Below are 14,816 nucleotides of genomic sequence, written 5' to 3' on the forward strand. Positions count from 1 at the left end.
GGGCGAGGTCAGGCGGAAGCGGTCGGCGTCGGCTCGGCGGCCCGGTCCAGCGGAGCCGGGGTGGTGCCGATGCCGGCGGCCCGGCGGGCCTCCCGACGGGCCACCCAGCCGTAGCCGAAGAGGGCCATCACCGCGAACAGCCACCACTGCACGACGTAGCCGAAGTTCTGCCAGTTGTTGGCGTGCCCGACCGGCACCGCCTTGAACACCGGATCGGCCGCCGGGGTCTGCTCGTCGAGCAGCAGGTACGCACCGTAGACCGGGTAGGGAAGCTCGCCGGCCAGCCGCGACACCCCGATCCGCCGGATCTCCAGCAGCCCGTCGCGTCGGGCCACGGCGCCGGCGCCGCTCTCGGTCTCGTGCACCCGGCCGACCACAGTCACGTCGCCGGTCGGCGCGGCCGGCACCGACGGCTGGGCGGTCGCCCCACCGGGCGCCGGCGGGATCCAGCCCCGGTCCACCAGCAGCGCCGTGCCGTCGGTGAGCACCAGCGGGGTGAGCACCTCGAAACCGACCCGGCTGTCCACCGTCCGGCCACGGACCAGCACGGTGTTCGTGGGGTCGTACCGACCGGTGACGGTGACCCGGGTCCAGACCTTGTCCTCGGCGGGGGCCGGACCGGCCGTCCCCGCGCCGCCGGCGGGAGCGCGCAGCGCGTCGGCGAGCGGCACGGGAGCCATCCGCTGGCCCGCGTCGATCCGCTCGTTGACCTCGGTGCGCCCCCGGTAGCGGTCCAGCTGCCAGTTGCCGAGGAACACCATGACGGCGGCCGCGACCATTGTCAGCGCGAGAGCGCCCAGCCAGCGTGGGCTCAGCAGGAACCGGTACACGGCACCGAGGCTACTCGTATGACCGGCGCCACTGACCTGGACCGGGCCGGACCGGGCTGCGGCCGACGGCCCGGGGCACTGCCAGGGCCGGGCCGCCCACCCCGGTTGGCGGTGCTCGCGCCTCCAGCCGGGCGGGTATCGTCACGCCGACGGATCGGCCTTGGTCGTCCCGTCGTGTACCCGCCGCCGCTCGCGAGGAGTCGATGATGACCGTCGTGCCGCGCCTGGTGCTCAGCGCGCCGTCCTCCGGGCACGGTAAGAACGCGCTGGCGATCGGGCTGCTCGCCGCCCTGGCCGAGCGAGGGGTCGACGTCGCCGGGTTCAAGCTCGGGCCGGACCACGTCGACGCCGCCTACCTCGGCCTCGCCTCCGGTCGGCCGGGTCGGGTGATCGACCCTCGACTGGTCGGCCTCGACCGGCTCGCCCCGCTGGTGGCGCACGGTGCCGCCGGTGCCGGGCTGGCCGTGGTGCAGGGCAGCATGGGGCTGTACGACTCGGTCGGTGGCCGTCCCGAGCAGGAGTCCACTGCCGCCGCGGCCGCCGCGCTGCGCAGCCCGGTGGTGCTCGTCGTCGACGTGGCCGCGATGGGCCAGTCGGTGGCGGCCCTGGTGCATGGCTTCCGCTCGTACGACGAGCAGTTGTGGCTCGGCGGGGTGATCCTCAACCGGGTGGCGTCGTCGCGGCACGAGGGGATGCTGCGCGAGGCGCTGGACGACGTGGGGGTGCCGGTCTACGGCGCGCTGCGTCGGCAGGACCTGCCGGCGGTGCTGCCGTCGCGGCGGCACGGGGTGGCGCCGGTGGTCGACGACTCGGCCGACGCGGTCCGTGCGGTCCGCCGGCTGGGCGAGGCCGTCGCCGCCACTGTCGACCTGGAACGGCTGCTCGGGCTGGCCCGCTCCGCCCCGCCGCTGCCGGCGCCGGCCTGGTCTCCGGAGGAGGCCCTCGGCACGTTCACACCCCCGGCGAACCGCCCACTGGTGGCGGTGGCCGGTGGGCCGGGCGGCAGCTTCAGCCACCCGGAGACCACCGAGTTGCTCCGGGCCGCCGGCGCCGAGGTCGTCGTCGTCGACCCGCTGCGCGACGAGGCGCTGCCGGTCGGCACCCGCGCGCTTGTCGTCGGCGGCGCGCTGCCCGAGGCGTACGCCGAGCAGTTGTCGGCCAACCGGCGGCTCTGCATCGCGGTGGCCGAGTTGGCGCGGACCGGGCGCCCGGTGATCGCCGAGGGCGCCGGGCTGCTCTGGCTGGCCCGGGAGTTGGACGGGCTGCCGATGTGCGGTGTCCTGGACGCGGTTGGCGTGAGCCGCGACGGGGTGGTGGCCGGCTACCGGGAGGCGACAGCCCAGACCGACAGCGTGGTCGCCGCCACCGGCACGGTGCTGGTCGGGCACAAGGCGCACCGTGCGGTGCTCACCCCCCGCGCTGGTCAGCGCCCGGCCTGGAGCTGGGACGGCGGCGCGCCGGAGGGCTTCGTCTGGCGCAACGTGCACGCCTCACAGCTCACAGTGCACTGGGCGAGCCATCCGGCGACGGCGACCCGGCTGGTCGCCGCGGCGGCGGCCGACCCGACGAGCGAGGTGGTACCAGCGCAGCCGGGCGGGGTGTCGGTGTGATCGGTCAGGTGGCGGTGCGCCGATTCCCGACGTTGACCGTCTCCACCCCCCGTACCGAGGTGCGTCGACTCACGGCGGCCGACGCGGCGGCGGCCGGGGAGATCTTCGCCGACAAGCTGACCCGGCGTTGGCTGCCGCTGCCCGACGACTCCGGCCCGATCGACGGGCTGGCCTGGTGCACCGATCTGGCCCGGCAGCGGCGCGACAGCGGGGAGGGCGACCACTACGCGGTGCTCCGGCGCGAGGACGACCAGGTGGTGGGCTCGCTGTGGACCCGGCGTACCGACTGGGGCGCCCGCCTCACCGAGATCTCCTACGCGATGGCGGCGCACGCGCGGGGCTTCGGCTTCGCCGCCGAGGCGGTCGACGCGGTGGCCATCGCGCTGATCCTGGAGCACGGCTTCCAGCGGGTCGAGCTGCGGGTGGCTCCCGGCAACCTGGCCTCGCGCCGGGTCGCCGAGAAGGCCGGGTTCAGCTACGAGGGTCTGCTGCGGAACGCCGGGTTCGTCAGCGGCGGCCGGGTGGATCTGGAGCTGTGGTCGTTCGTCGCCGCTGACCTGCGCTGAGCCCCGCTGAGCCGCGCCGGCTCCCGCCGAGCCCCGCCGACCTGCGTCGACTCCCGCGCCGGTCAGCCGACGATGGCGTCCGACGGTGGGGTGAACTGGCGGGTCGGGGTGCCTTTCAGGCCGTCGCGCAGGGTCTCCGAAACCGCCTTGATCGGGATCTGGGACTGCCCGTCACCGACCGCGTTGAACGGGTTGTCCGGGTCGGAGATGAAGCTCGCCGCGGCCAACTCCGGGGTGTAGCCCACGAACCAGGCCGACCGGGTGCTGTCGGTCGTACCGGTCTTGCCGGCCACCGGGCGTCCGACGGTGCCTCGCACGCTGTCGGCGGTGGACCAGCCGCCGCAGCTGCCGCGCGCCGGGGTGTCTCCGGTCGGGCAGCGGGCCGCGTCGGTGGCCGCCCGTGCCGCGTCCGCGCTCACCACCTGCCGGCAGCGCGGTTTGGCGACCTCGCGGTGCAGACCGCCCGCTGTGGCGTACGTGGCGGGCGTGCCGTCCCTGTTCATGATCGCTTGCACGGGAATGGCCTCGCAGTAGCGGCCGTCGGCCGCGATGGCGGCGTACGCGTTCGCCATCTCCAGCGGGGTGGCGTCGGAGACGCCCAGGGTGAACGCACCCCACTTCTTCGCCTTGTCCGGGGACGCGTGGTCCCGGTCGACGTCGGTGCGCCACCGCAGTCCGAGCTGTTCGGCCAACCGGACCGCCCGGTCCGCGCCGACCTTCTCCTCCAGCCACACGAAGTACGTGTTCACCGATTTGCCGAAGCCGGACCACATGGTCTGCTGACCGGTCATGGCGCCGCTGGCGTTGGAGGGCGCCCATCCGTCGTAGACCTCGGACCGGTAGCGGTAGGGCGCGTTGAACGAGGTGGAGAGGGTCATCCCCGAGTCCAACGCGGCCAGCATCGGGAACATCTTGAACGTCGACCCGGCCTGGTAGCCGGCCAGGTCACCGCCGCCGAGCAGTGGTGCGACAGTGTTCGGGTAGTTGGCCTTCACCTTCGGCCCGGCCTCGGGGTTGGAGCTCTGCGGGTTGTCGGCCAGGTCCAGCGAGTACGTCCGGTTCACCGCCATGGCCTTCACCCGCCCGGTGCCCGGCTCGGAGACCACGATGCCGTTGGCGAACGGGCTGCCGGTGGCCTCCTTGGCGCCGACGTTCTTCTCCGCCGCCGCCTGGACCTTCGGGTCGAGGCTGAGCACGATCCGGTAGCCGCCGCGGCGCAGGTTGTCCATCCGTTCCAGCCGGTTCGCCCCGAACGCGGGCTGCGCGCTCCACCAGTTCTTCAGGTAGTCGCAGGCGAAGCCCCAGCTGTTGTACTTCTCCGCCACCGCCGCGCAGTCGTGCGGCGGGGTGGTCAGCTTGAGCCGGATCGGTTCGGACTTGGCGGCGGCGGCCGAGTCGGGGGAGAGGTAGCCGAGTTGACTCATCCGGTCCAGCACGTAGTTGCGCCGCCCGGTGGCCTCCTTCTGGTCGGAGTCGGCCGGGTCGTACTCGGAGGGGGACTTGACCAGTCCGGCGAGGGTGGCGGCCTCGACGGGGGTGAGGTCCTTCGGGGTCTTGGAGAAGAAGATCTCGCTGGCGGCGTAGATGCCGTACGCCCGGTGCCCGAAGTACGCCGAGTTCAGGTAGCGCTCCATGATCTCTTCCTTGCTGATCTCCTTCTCCAGGTCCAGCGCCATCCGCATCTCCTTGACCTTGCGCAGGCTGGTCTGCTGGGTGGCTTCCTGGACCTCCTTGGGCGTGGTCGCGCTGTCCCGCAGGGCCATCCGGACGTACTGCATTGTCAGCGTCGAGGCGCCCTGGGAGCCGCCGGAGCGGGCGTTGGAGACGAAGGCCCGGGCCACGCCCTTCGGATCGACGCCGTGGTGCTGGTAGAAGCGGGAGTCCTCGGCGGCCACGATCGCCTGCTGGATGTTCGGCGACATGTCCGACAGCTTGGTGTACTGCCGGTACTCCTCGTAGAACATGGTCAGCACGGTCTTGCCGTCCGGGCCGTAGACGTACGAGGTCTCGGCGGGCAGGGCGGTCTTCAGCACCCGGGTCTTCTGGTCCACGGCGTGCGCGGTGGCCTTCGCGCCGAGCCCGGTGAGGGCGACCAGTGGATAGGCGGCGGCGGCGATCACGATTCCGGCGATCAGTCCGGCGCGGAGGAGAGGGACGAGACGACCAGCGGCAGCAAGGGGTCGGTTGCTCACCTGGTCAAGTTATGACATTTCCGATACGTACATGAGAAGAACTCTTAAACCGGCGAGTGGTGACGCGGCTTACGCTGAGATCGACTGTCCCACCGGCCGCCTTCCCGGCAGGATCGCGGACATGTCTGATCAGCCGAGCGCTGTCGCCCCACCCACGGGGGTCGAGCCGGACCTCGCCCACCACGGCGACGCGGAGGCGACCGCCGGCCTGATCGACCTCGCCGTCAACGTCCGTCGGGCGCGTCCTCCCGCCTGGCTGGCCGACCCGATCGCCGCGACCCTGACCGACCTGGCCCGGTATCCGGACCCGGCGCCGGCCCGGGCGGCGGTCGCCGCCCGACACCGCCGTCACCCGAACGAGGTGCTGCTCACCGCCGGCGCCGCCGAGGGCTTCGTGTTGATCGCCCAGGCGCTACGCGGCGTGCACCGCCCCGTGGTGGTGCACCCCCAGTTCACCGAGCCGGAGGCGGCGCTGCGGGCCGCCGGACACCCGGTCGAGCGGGTGCTGCTCGACGCCGCCGACGACTTCCGGCTCGACCCGTCCCGGGTGCCCGCCGACGCCGACCTCGTGATGATCGGCAACCCGACGAACCCGACCTCGGTGCTGCACCCCGCCCGGACGATCGCCGCGCTGGCCCGCCCCGGCCGGGTGCTGGTGGTCGACGAGGCGTTCGCCGACACCACCGTCGCCTCCGGGCACCCCGGCGAACCGGAGTCGCTGGCCGAACGCCGCGACCTGCCCGGGCTGCTCGTGGTCCGCAGCCTCACCAAGACGTGGGGCCTGGCCGGCCTGCGGATCGGCTACCTGCTCGGCGCCGCGGAGCTGCTGTCCCGGTTGGCAGCCGTCCAGCCGCTCTGGGCCGTCTCCACGCCCGCGCTGGCGGCCGCGTCGGCCTGCGCCAGCGACGTCGCGGTCCAGGCCGAACGCGCGATCGCCGCCGACCTCGCCGCCGACCGCGAGCACCTGGTCGCGCGCCTCGCCGAACTGCCAGGTGTACGCGTCGTCGGCCGTCCCGCCAGCGCGTTCGTCCTGCTGCACCTGCCGGGCGCGACAGCGATCCGGGCCGCCCTGCGCGAGCGCGGCTGGGCGGTCCGCCGAGGCGACACGTTCCCCGGCCTCGGCCCGGACTGGCTGCGGGTGGCCGTACGCGACCGAAACACCACCGACGCGTTCATCGACGTGCTGCGCGAGACCATGGAGGCATGATGCTGGAGACCACTATCGCGGCGATCCGCGCGGCGGACGAAGCGGCAATGGCCGCCGCCCGGGAGCTGCACGGCCGGCTGACCAAGCCGGCGGGCTCGCTGGGCGCGCTGGAGGAGCTTTCGGTACGCCTCGCCGGCCTGGCCGGGGTCTGCCCACCACCGCTGCCCGAGCCGGCCGCGGTGGCGATCTTCGCCGGCGACCACGGGGTGCACGCCCAGGGGGTGAGCCCCTGGCCGCAGGAGGTCACCGCGCAGATGATCGGCAACTTCCTGGCCGGTGGAGCGGTGGTCAACGCGTTCGCCCGGCAGGCCGGCGCCTCGGTCACAGTCGTCGACGTCGGCGTGGCCACCCCGCTGCCCACCGACCCGGCCGTGCTCGACCCGACGGCCCTCGACCCGACGGCCCTCGACCCGGCCGTGCCTCGGCTGGTTGTCGCGTCCGTCCGCCGGGGCACCCGCGACCTCACCGTGACCGCCGCGCTGACCCGGGACGAGACGCTGGCGGCGGTGCAGACCGGCATCCGGATCGCCGACGAGCTGATCGACGCCGGCGCCGGCATCCTGCTCACCGGGGACATGGGCATCGGCAACACCACCCCGGCCGCCGTGCTGATCGCCGCGTTCACCGGCGCCGACCCGCTCGACACCACCGGTCGGGGCACCGGGGTCGACGACCCGACCTACGCGCGCAAGGTGGCGGTGGTGCGGGCCGCGCTGGCCCGGCACACCCCCGACCCGACCGATCCGCTGGGCGTGCTGGCCGCCGTCGGTGGTCTGGAGCACGCCGCCCTGGCCGGGCTGATCCTGGGGGCCGCAGCGCGCCGCACGCCGGTGCTGCTGGACGGCGTGATCGCGGTCTCGGCCGCGCTCGCCGCCGCCGCGTTCGCCCCGGACGCGGTCTGCGCCATGGTCGCCGGCCACCGCTCGGCCGAGCCCGGTGCCACTGTCGCGCTGCGCCACCTCGGCCTCGACCCGCTGATCGACCTGGGGCTGCGCCTCGGCGAGGGCACCGGCGCGCTGCTGGCGTTGCCAGTGGTCACCGGCGCGGTCCGGGTGCTGCACGAGGTGGCCACCTTCGACTCCGCAGGGGTGGCCGAGAAGTGAGCACGCGCAGCGAACGAGCCGTCCGCCTCGGTGGTGAGGCATGACCTCCAATCCGTACCCCCTGGGTTTGCGGCTGCACGGGCGGCGTGTGGTCGTGGTGGGTGGCGGCGCGGTCGCCACCCGGCGGGTGCCCGCGCTGCTGGACGCCGGTGCGGACGTCCTGCTGGTGGCCCCGGAGCTGACCCCGGCGCTGCGCGCCCGGGTCGACGCGGGTCGGCTGCACTGGGTGCCGCGCCGGTTCGTGCCCGAGGACCTGGACGGCGCCTGGCTGGTCCAGGTCGCTGTCGACGACCCGATGGCGGCGGCCTCGGTGAGCGCCGTCGCCGCCGAGCGGCGGATCTTCTGCGTCCGGGCCGACGACCGGACGGCCGCCACCGCCTGGACCCCGGCGGTGACCCGGCATGGGCCGGTCACCGTGGCGGTGCTCGGCGGCGGCGACCCGCGCCGGGCGATGACGGTCCGCGACGCCATCCGCGACCTGCTCGCCGTGCGCCTGGCACCGGACGGGGTCGCTGGCCGGCCCGATGCTTCCACTGGGACGATCGGCGGGCGGCAGGCCGGGCGGGTGGCGCTGGTCGGGGCGGGGCCGGGGGATCCGGAGCTGATCACCGTGAAGGGCTGGCGGCTGCTCACCGAGGCCGACGTGGTGGTCGCCGACCGGCTGGTGCCCGGGCTGCTCCTCGACGAGTTGCGCCCGGACGTCGAGCTGGTGGACGCCTCGAAGATCCCCTACGGCCCGTCCCGGGCCCAGGAGGAGATCAACCAGATCCTGGTCGACAGGGCCCTGGCCGGCGCCTTCGTGGTGCGGCTCAAGGGCGGTGACCCGTACGTCTTCGGCCGGGGCGGCGAGGAGTTGCTGGCCTGCGCGGCTGCCGGCGTGCCGGTGACAGTGGTGCCCGGGGTGACCAGCTCGATCGCCGCTCCGGCCGCAGCCGGCATCCCGGTCACCCATCGGGGGGTGGCGCACGAGTTCACAGTGGTCTCCGGGCACCTGGCACCCGACGCGCCGGCCTCGCTGGTGCGCTGGGACGCCCTCGCCGGTCTGCACGGCACCCTGGTGATCCTGATGGGGTTGAAGAACCTCGCCGCCATCACGGCCACCCTGATCGCCCACGGTCGGTCGCCGCAGACGCCGGCCGCCGTCGTCCAGGAAGCCACGACGGGCACCCAGCGCGTGCTGCGGTCCACGCTGGGCGAGGTCGCGGCCGACCTGCGTGCGGCCGACCTACGCCCGCCCGCCGTCGTCGTGGTGGGCGACGTGGTGGGCGCGCTCGACGGCTGACAGGTGACCGGACGCGGCGGCGACCCGTCCGGCGGTGGACCCGGGCATCGCAGGGCATCGACACGGCAGATCTTGGACAGTTTCCGTTAGCGCGTAACGGAAACTGTCCAAGGTTGCCAGCTGCGGCGGTTGTCGGTCGCTGTGGACACAATGTCGCTCATGCTCACCGTGAAGGACCCTCACGAGACGTGGCGAACGGAACTGCTCACCCCGGTTGCGCTGCGATGTGGACGTCCCGGCCTGACCACCAGCTTCGAGGACCTCGCCTCGCGATGGCGCGACAGTCCGGTCCGGACGCTGAGGTGCGCGGACGCGGACGGCTCCTGGGCCGTCCTGGTCACTGCGGTCCGTGGCTATCGCCAACAGCCGGGCGACTCGCTCGTCGGCAACGAGTTCGGCCGTGACCCGCACACCGCGTACGACCTGGACTCGCCCGGCGACCTGGTGTACGAGCTACAGGTGACCGAGGACGACGGGTCCGACGAGCCCGAGCTGTTGGCGTTCCGGCTCTTCGGAGACCCGCAGGCGGCCGGGGCGGAGGTGCTGCGGTGGGCCGGGAAGAAGGCGGCGTACTCGGTCAGCCCGTCGGTCGAGCGGGCCGAGACACGGCAGCGCCGGGACCGTCGACAGTTCGACAATCGCCAGGCCAGCGCGGCATCGCCGCCGGTCCGGTTCGGCGTGGTGTCGGACGAGGCAGCCGCCGACCTCGACGCCCTCGACCTGTCCACATTGTGCTGGCACTTCCCGCGCGGGAACACCGGCGCCTACCTGCGGTCCGCGGTGGTCGCGCTGGCCGGCTACGGCCAGCAGCGGCCGCACCTGCGGGGCCGGTGGCTCACCGCACGGGTCGAGGGCGAGGAGCTGGTCATCGGCATCGACGACCTGATCCCGGCCAACCAGCGGCACCGCTGGGACAACGCCCGCTGGTTGTGGGACCGCCGAGCGGCGAACACCCCGGCAGGGCTTCGCTGGCAGGTCGATCGGGTCGAGCAGGCCGCCCCTGCGGTCGCGGCCGTCCGCCGTGGCGCGTTGCCCGAGGCGTTGCTCAACGCCGGGGTGGAGACGGATCCGGAGCTCGACGCGTTGCTGACCGGGGTGCCGTACCGGCTCTCCGACGCCGAACTCACACCGACCTGGGTGGCGAACCTGTACCGCGGTCTCGCCGACCTCGCGCCCTGGCGGCTGGACGCGGCGTACCGAGGGTGGCGTGACGCCCGACAGGCACAGGGGCTTCCGGTCCGGGACCCGGTTGTCCTGTTCGGCCTCGGCGGCGTCGGCGCGGCCCGTAAACCGAAGCTCGCGCTCGACCACACCGGCGACGCCCCACTACTGTGCCTGATCCACACCGGCAGCAGCGCTGTGCTGCCGTACGTGCACTGGACGGTGCCCACCGACCTCGGCGCTCACCTGTACGGGTGGCAACCGAGCCTGCCGTACCCGCAGTGACCGACGGGGCCGGAGCATGCGCTCCGGCCCCGTCGTACGAGCTGTCGACTACTGCTTGAGCATGTTGTCCAGCAGCAGGGCACAGCGGATCAGACCGAGGTGGCTGTACGCCTGCGGGTGGTTGCCCAGGCCGCGCTCGGCGAGCGGGTCGTACTGCTCGGGGAGCAGCCCGGTCGGGCCGGCGGTCAGCACCATCTGCGCGAACAGCTCCTCGGCGTCGGTGCGGCGGCCGGTGCGCAGGTACGCCTCGATCAGCCACGCCGTGCAGATGTGGAAGCCGCCCTCACGGCCGGGCAGGCCGTCGTCCCAGTGGTAGCGGTAGACGACCGGACCGCTGCGCAGGTCCGCCTCGATCCGCAGGACGGTGGACAGGAAGCGCGGGTCGTCGCCCGGAAGCAGGCCGGAGAGGCCGATCCAGAGCGACGAGGCGTCCATGTCCTCGTCCCCGTACGCGACGCTGTACGCCTCGACGTCGGAGTGCCAGCCGTGCTCCAGCACGTTGGCGCCGATCCGGTCGCGCAGGTCCTTCCACTCGGGCCGGTCCTCGCCGCCGTGCTCGCGCATCACGTGCAGCGCGCGGTCGACTGTCATCCAGCACATCACCTTGGAGAAGACGTGGTGCCGGGGTGGCAGCCGGGCCTCCCAGATGCCGTGGTCGGGCTCGTGCCAGCGGCGGCGGACCGCCTCGACCATGTTCTCCAGGACCCGCCACTCGTCGTCGCGGACCGAACCGCGAGCGTCGGCGACGGCCGCGATCAGGTCGGCGATCGGGCCGAAGACGTCCAGCTGCAACTGGTGGTTGGCGAGGTTGCCGACCCGGACCGGCCGGGAGCCGGCGTACCCGGGCAGCGTGTCGATGACCGCCTCAGCGCCCAGCTCGTAGCCGTCGATGGTGTAGAGCGGGTGCAGTCGCTCCGGGTGCCCGCCGGTGCGTTCGATGCAGCCGTCCACCCAGCGCAGCAGCGCCTCGGCCTCCTCGACGGAGCCCAGGTCGACAAGTGCGCGGGCGGTCAGCGCGGCGTCGCGCAGCCAGCAGTAGCGGTAGTCCCAGTTGCGGACGCCGCCCAGCTCCTCGGGGAGCGAGGTGGTCGCCGCGGCCAGGATCGAGCCGGTGGCTTCGTGGCAGAGCCCGCGCAGGGTGAGGGCGCTACGCGCGACCAGGTCACGGGCGGTGGACGGCAGCCGCAGCGAGGCCACCCAGTCCTTCCACGGCTGCTCGGCGGCGGCCTGCCGCTCGTGGATCGGCACCCGGTGGTGCTCCAGGCTGTGCGTGCCGAAGCGCAGCTCCAGCACCACCTGCCCACCGGCGGCGGAGAGGTCGACGATCGCCTTGGCGGTCTCGTAGCCTCCGTCGTTGCCGACCTCCCACTCCACGCCGGGGGCGTAGAGCGCGACCGGTTCGTTGGAGCCGAGCACCAGCAGACCGTCGCCGATCGGCTGCAACTGGACGGCCACCTGGCCGAACTCCGGCCTCGGCGCGAACTCCACCTTGGCCTTGCCACTGCCGGTCAGCACCCGGACCAGTGTCGAGTCGCCGGTGATGACCGCCGGGCTGTCGTCCGGGGTGGTCTCGCGGGCCGGCTTGTCCAGCCAGTCGGTGACGGTGAGCCCGGACCAGCGGGTCTCCACTGTCATCGTGCCGGAGCGGTAGCGCTGGCCCAGCGGGATGCCGCCACGTTCCGGGGCGACGCTGAAGTGGCCGGCCGGGCTGCCACCGACCAGGTCGGCGAAGATCGCCGCCGAATCCGGCTTGGGGTGGCAGAGCCAGCTCACCTTGGCCTCGGGGGTGAGCAGAGCGACGGTACGACCGTTGGCGAGCATGGAGTGCCGTTCGATCGGCACCGCCCGCTCACCGAACAGCCAGTGCCGCCGGGTCTCCAGCAGCAGAGCCAGCGCGCGGGCGGCCTCCAGCGGGTCGGCAACCCGGTAGCTGGCCTGGGTGTCGCCGGGGCCGATCTTGATGCCGAGGTCGGGACCGTGCAGGTGGCCGAACCCGTTCTCGTCGGTGACGTCGTCGCCGATGAACAGCACCGCGCTGGAGGCGAGCTGGGTCCGCAACTGGTCGAGTGCGGTGCCCTTGTGGGTGGCCACCACGGAGAGTTCGATGACCTCCTTGCCCTGGGTCACCGTGACGCCGTCGAAGGTGGCCGGACCGTTGCGGACCGCCTCGATGGCGGCGGCGGCGATCTGCGGGTCCACCCCACGGGTGTGCATCGCGACGCTCGCCGGCTTGCGTTCCAGCCGGATGCCCGGGTGCTGGGCGGCGATCTCACGCAGCGCGTTGCGGACCTGGGTCCGCACGGCGACCAGTTCGGGGGAGAGCCGCTCGACGAAGCCGATGTCGAACTCGGAGCCGTGACTGCCGACGAGGTGCACCTCGCTGGGCAGTCGCGAGAGCGCGGCCAGGTCGCGAAGCGCCCGACCGGAGACCACCGCCACTGTGGTCTGCGGCAGCGCGGCGAGCGCGCGGACCGCGGCGACCGACTCGGGCAGCGGTACGGCCGTGCTCGGGTCCTCCACGATCGGCGCCAGCGTGCCGTCGTAGTCGCAGGCGACCAGGAGTTGGGGGACCCGGGCGATCCGGCCGATGGCGGAACGCAACTCAGGGTCCATGACCCCGGTGGCGTTTGCCGCCCCATCGTTGACGGACGTGTTCACTCGGCCTCCGCCTCGGGAACTCCGAGCTCCGAGAGGAAAGACTTGGCCCAGTGGCCCACGTCGTGGGTACGCAGGTGACGTTGCATTGTCCGCATCCGGCGGCGTGCCTCGGTTTTCTCCACGTGCACTGCCCGGAGGAGGGCGTCCTTGACCGCGTCCGGGTCGTGCGGGTTACACAAAAATGCCTGGCGAAGCTCGGTGGCAGCACCGGCGAACTCACTGAGTACGAGCGCGCCACCCTGGTCGGCACGTGATGCTACGTATTCCTTCGCCACGAGGTTCATTCCGTCTCGCAGCGGGGTCACCATCATCACGTCGGCAGCAACGTACATCGCCGCCAGCTCACTGCGACTGTACGACTGATGGAGGTAATGGACCGCCGGCACGCCGACCCTGCCGAACTCGCCGTTGATCCGGCCGACCTCGCGCTCCACCTTCACACGTAGTGCCTGGTAGTGCTCCACGCGCTCGCGGCTGGGTGTGGCGACCTGAACCATGACCGCGTCGGGAACTGTCAACTTTCCGTCAGCCAGCAGCTCCCGGAAGGCCTTGAGTCGCAACTCGATGCCCTTTGTGTAATCCAGCCGGTCCACGCCCAGGATTATCGTCTTCGGGTCGCCCAACTCGGCGCGAATCTGCTTGGCCCGGGCCTGGATCGCCGGGTCGGCGGCCATCCGCTCCATCTCCCGGGTGTCGATCGAGATGGGGAAGGCGCCCGCCTTCACCTGCCGACCGTCGACCTGGATCATCTGCCCCTCGTAGCGCAGCCCGAGCAGGTGCCGGGCCAGCCGGACGAAGTTCTGCGCGGCCAGCCGCTGCTGGAAACCGACCAGGTCGGCGCCGAGCAGACCGCGAAGGATCTCGGTGCGGAACGGCATCTGCATGAACAGCTCGATCGGCGGGAACGGGATGTGCAGGAAGAACCCGATCCGCAGGTCCGGGCGGAGCTCACGGAGCATCGCCGGCACCAACTGGAGCTGGTAGTCCTGCACCCAGACCGTCGCGCCCTCGGCCGCCACGTCGGCTGCGGCCTCCGCGAACCGGGCGTTGACCAGGCGGTACGCCTCCCGCCACCGGCGCTTGTAGGCCGGCGTCTCCACCGCGTCGTGGTAGAGCGGCCAGATCGTCGCGTTGGACTGACCCTCGTAGTAGCGCTCCAACTCCTCGGCGCTGAGCGGGACCGGGTGCAGCCGGATCCCCTCGAGGTCGAACGGCTCGGGGGCGGCGCCGGTGCCACCGGCCCAGCCGACCCAGGTGCCCTTGTGTTCGGCGAGTACGGGATGCAGCGCGGTGACCAGCCCGCCAGGGCTGCGTCGCCACTGCCGGCCCTCGGGTGTGCTCACCTCGTCGACCGGCAGACGGTTCGCCACTACGACAAAGGAGCTACGGACGGTCACGATCGGCCACCTCCGGGTACTGACGGGTCCACCGCGATGAGCGTACTGAGCGTAGCTGCGGCGTCTTGTGCCCCGTGCCGGAGTCTCCTACCCGCCTCGGTGCGACCGAATCCTAAGGGTGATCTTGTCGACAGCCCGCCGGTCAGAGGTCGATGATCGGCCATTCCTTCGGCAGCACCTCGGCGAGCAGCTCACGCCGATCGGTCATGATCGGTACGAGGGGGTGGGCCGCGGCGTCCATCGCCAGCTGGGCTAGATCCGTGTGCCCGGCCATTCGGCGTGACCATCCGCCGAGAAACGAGCACATGTTCGGCTCGACCGGAGTTACCCGGATGTGCGGCAACGCGGCGAGAACTTCGAGCATCTCCCACTGGGCGGGAGTGGCCTCCTGGTGTGCACGGACGAGGCAGAGTGCCGGTACCAGCACGTGCACGCCATAGTCAGCAGCTTCCGCGATGCGGTGACCGACATCCCGTTTCGACGACGAATAGGCCAGCAGGGCGGTCGCGTCCAACGCCAAGCCGT

General features: G+C 72.6%; 11 protein-coding genes. 6 read left to right on the top strand and 5 right to left on the bottom strand.

Annotated features, from left to right (window positions below; genetic code table 11):
- Positions 1 to 8: 8 nt before the first annotated feature.
- Positions 9 to 830, bottom strand: coding sequence for an SURF1 family cytochrome oxidase biogenesis protein (locus OG598_RS33145; RefSeq protein WP_442931437.1), 822 nt, complete (start codon positions 828 to 830; stop codon positions 9 to 11).
- A 206-nt stretch (positions 831 to 1,036) separates the two neighbouring features.
- On the opposite strand from OG598_RS33145, the gene OG598_RS33150 reads away from it, so the two are divergent.
- A complete protein-coding gene (locus tag OG598_RS33150; protein WP_328652448.1) occupies positions 1,037 to 2,440 on the top strand; it encodes a cobyrinate a,c-diamide synthase in 1,404 nt (467 codons plus the stop codon).
- On the top strand, positions 2,437 to 3,006 hold the full coding sequence (locus tag OG598_RS33155) for a GNAT family N-acetyltransferase (RefSeq protein WP_328652449.1): 570 nt from the start codon (positions 2,437 to 2,439) through the stop codon (positions 3,004 to 3,006). Before OG598_RS33150 ends, OG598_RS33155 begins: the two co-directional genes overlap by 4 nt.
- A gap of 62 nt (positions 3,007 to 3,068) precedes the next feature.
- Here the strand turns inward: OG598_RS33155 and OG598_RS33160 are convergent, their stop codons facing one another.
- Entirely contained in the window at positions 3,069 to 5,198 is a 2,130-nt protein-coding gene (locus OG598_RS33160; protein WP_328652450.1) for a transglycosylase domain-containing protein, read from the bottom strand.
- Positions 5,199 to 5,319: 121 nt separating this feature from the next.
- Here OG598_RS33160 and cobC point away from each other — a divergent pair, with 121 nt between their 5' ends.
- The 4 genes from cobC (at position 5,320) to OG598_RS33180 (ending at position 10,236) form a co-directional block, all read left to right on the top strand.
- Positions 5,320 to 6,405, top strand: a complete 1,086-nt coding sequence (gene cobC / locus OG598_RS33165) for an Rv2231c family pyridoxal phosphate-dependent protein CobC (protein ID WP_328652451.1) — start codon at positions 5,320 to 5,322, stop codon at positions 6,403 to 6,405.
- Complete coding sequence (gene cobT / locus OG598_RS33170; protein ID WP_328652452.1) at positions 6,405 to 7,508, top strand: nicotinate-nucleotide--dimethylbenzimidazole phosphoribosyltransferase; 1,104 nt, start codon at positions 6,405 to 6,407, stop codon at positions 7,506 to 7,508. The genes cobC and cobT overlap by 1 nt, the downstream gene beginning before the upstream one ends.
- A gap of 40 nt (positions 7,509 to 7,548) precedes the next feature.
- Positions 7,549 to 8,790 carry a uroporphyrinogen-III C-methyltransferase gene (cobA, locus tag OG598_RS33175; protein WP_328652453.1) on the top strand — a complete coding sequence of 414 codons (1,242 nt, stop codon included), beginning with the start codon at positions 7,549 to 7,551 and terminating at the stop codon, positions 8,788 to 8,790.
- Between the two features lie 159 nt (positions 8,791 to 8,949).
- Positions 8,950 to 10,236, top strand: coding sequence for a hypothetical protein (locus OG598_RS33180; RefSeq protein ID WP_328652454.1), 1,287 nt, complete (start codon positions 8,950 to 8,952; stop codon positions 10,234 to 10,236).
- Between the two features lie 48 nt (positions 10,237 to 10,284).
- Here the strand turns inward: OG598_RS33180 and otsB are convergent, their stop codons facing one another.
- The 3 genes from otsB to OG598_RS33195 form a co-directional block, all read right to left on the bottom strand.
- Positions 10,285 to 12,849 carry a trehalose-phosphatase gene (otsB, locus tag OG598_RS33185; RefSeq protein ID WP_328655507.1) on the bottom strand — a complete coding sequence of 855 codons (2,565 nt, stop codon included), beginning with the start codon at positions 12,847 to 12,849 and terminating at the stop codon, positions 10,285 to 10,287.
- 41 nt (positions 12,850 to 12,890) lie between these two features.
- The gene (locus tag OG598_RS33190; RefSeq protein ID WP_328652455.1) at positions 12,891 to 14,291 is read right to left on the bottom strand and encodes an alpha,alpha-trehalose-phosphate synthase (UDP-forming); all 1,401 of its coding nucleotides are present in this window, start codon (positions 14,289 to 14,291) and stop codon (positions 12,891 to 12,893) included.
- A gap of 142 nt (positions 14,292 to 14,433) precedes the next feature.
- Positions 14,434 to 14,805, bottom strand: a complete 372-nt coding sequence (locus tag OG598_RS33195; protein ID WP_328652456.1) for a hypothetical protein — start codon at positions 14,803 to 14,805, stop codon at positions 14,434 to 14,436.
- Between the last annotated feature and the right edge of the window lie 11 nt (positions 14,806 to 14,816).

The sequence above is a fragment of the Micromonospora sp. NBC_00330 genome (assembly GCF_036136635.1).
In the GTDB taxonomy this organism is placed as follows: domain Bacteria; phylum Actinomycetota; class Actinomycetes; order Mycobacteriales; family Micromonosporaceae; genus Micromonospora; species Micromonospora salmantinae.

What these genes read in the sequence shown, in the direction of transcription:
- cobT (WP_328652452.1), top strand. Translation starts at nt 6,405, where the DNA reads ATGCTGGAGACCACTATCGCGGCGATCCGCGCGGCGGACGAAGCGGCA.
- OG598_RS33150 (WP_328652448.1), top strand. Translation starts at nt 1,037, where the DNA reads ATGACCGTCGTGCCGCGCCTGGTGCTCAGCGCGCCGTCCTCCGGGCAC.
- OG598_RS33180 (WP_328652454.1), top strand. Translation starts at nt 8,950, where the DNA reads ATGCTCACCGTGAAGGACCCTCACGAGACGTGGCGAACGGAACTGCTC.
- otsB (WP_328655507.1), bottom strand. Translation starts at nt 12,849, where the DNA reads ATGGACCCTGAGTTGCGTTCCGCCATCGGCCGGATCGCCCGGGTCCCC.
- cobC (WP_328652451.1), top strand. Translation starts at nt 5,320, where the DNA reads ATGTCTGATCAGCCGAGCGCTGTCGCCCCACCCACGGGGGTCGAGCCG.
- cobA (WP_328652453.1), top strand. Translation starts at nt 7,549, where the DNA reads ATGACCTCCAATCCGTACCCCCTGGGTTTGCGGCTGCACGGGCGGCGT.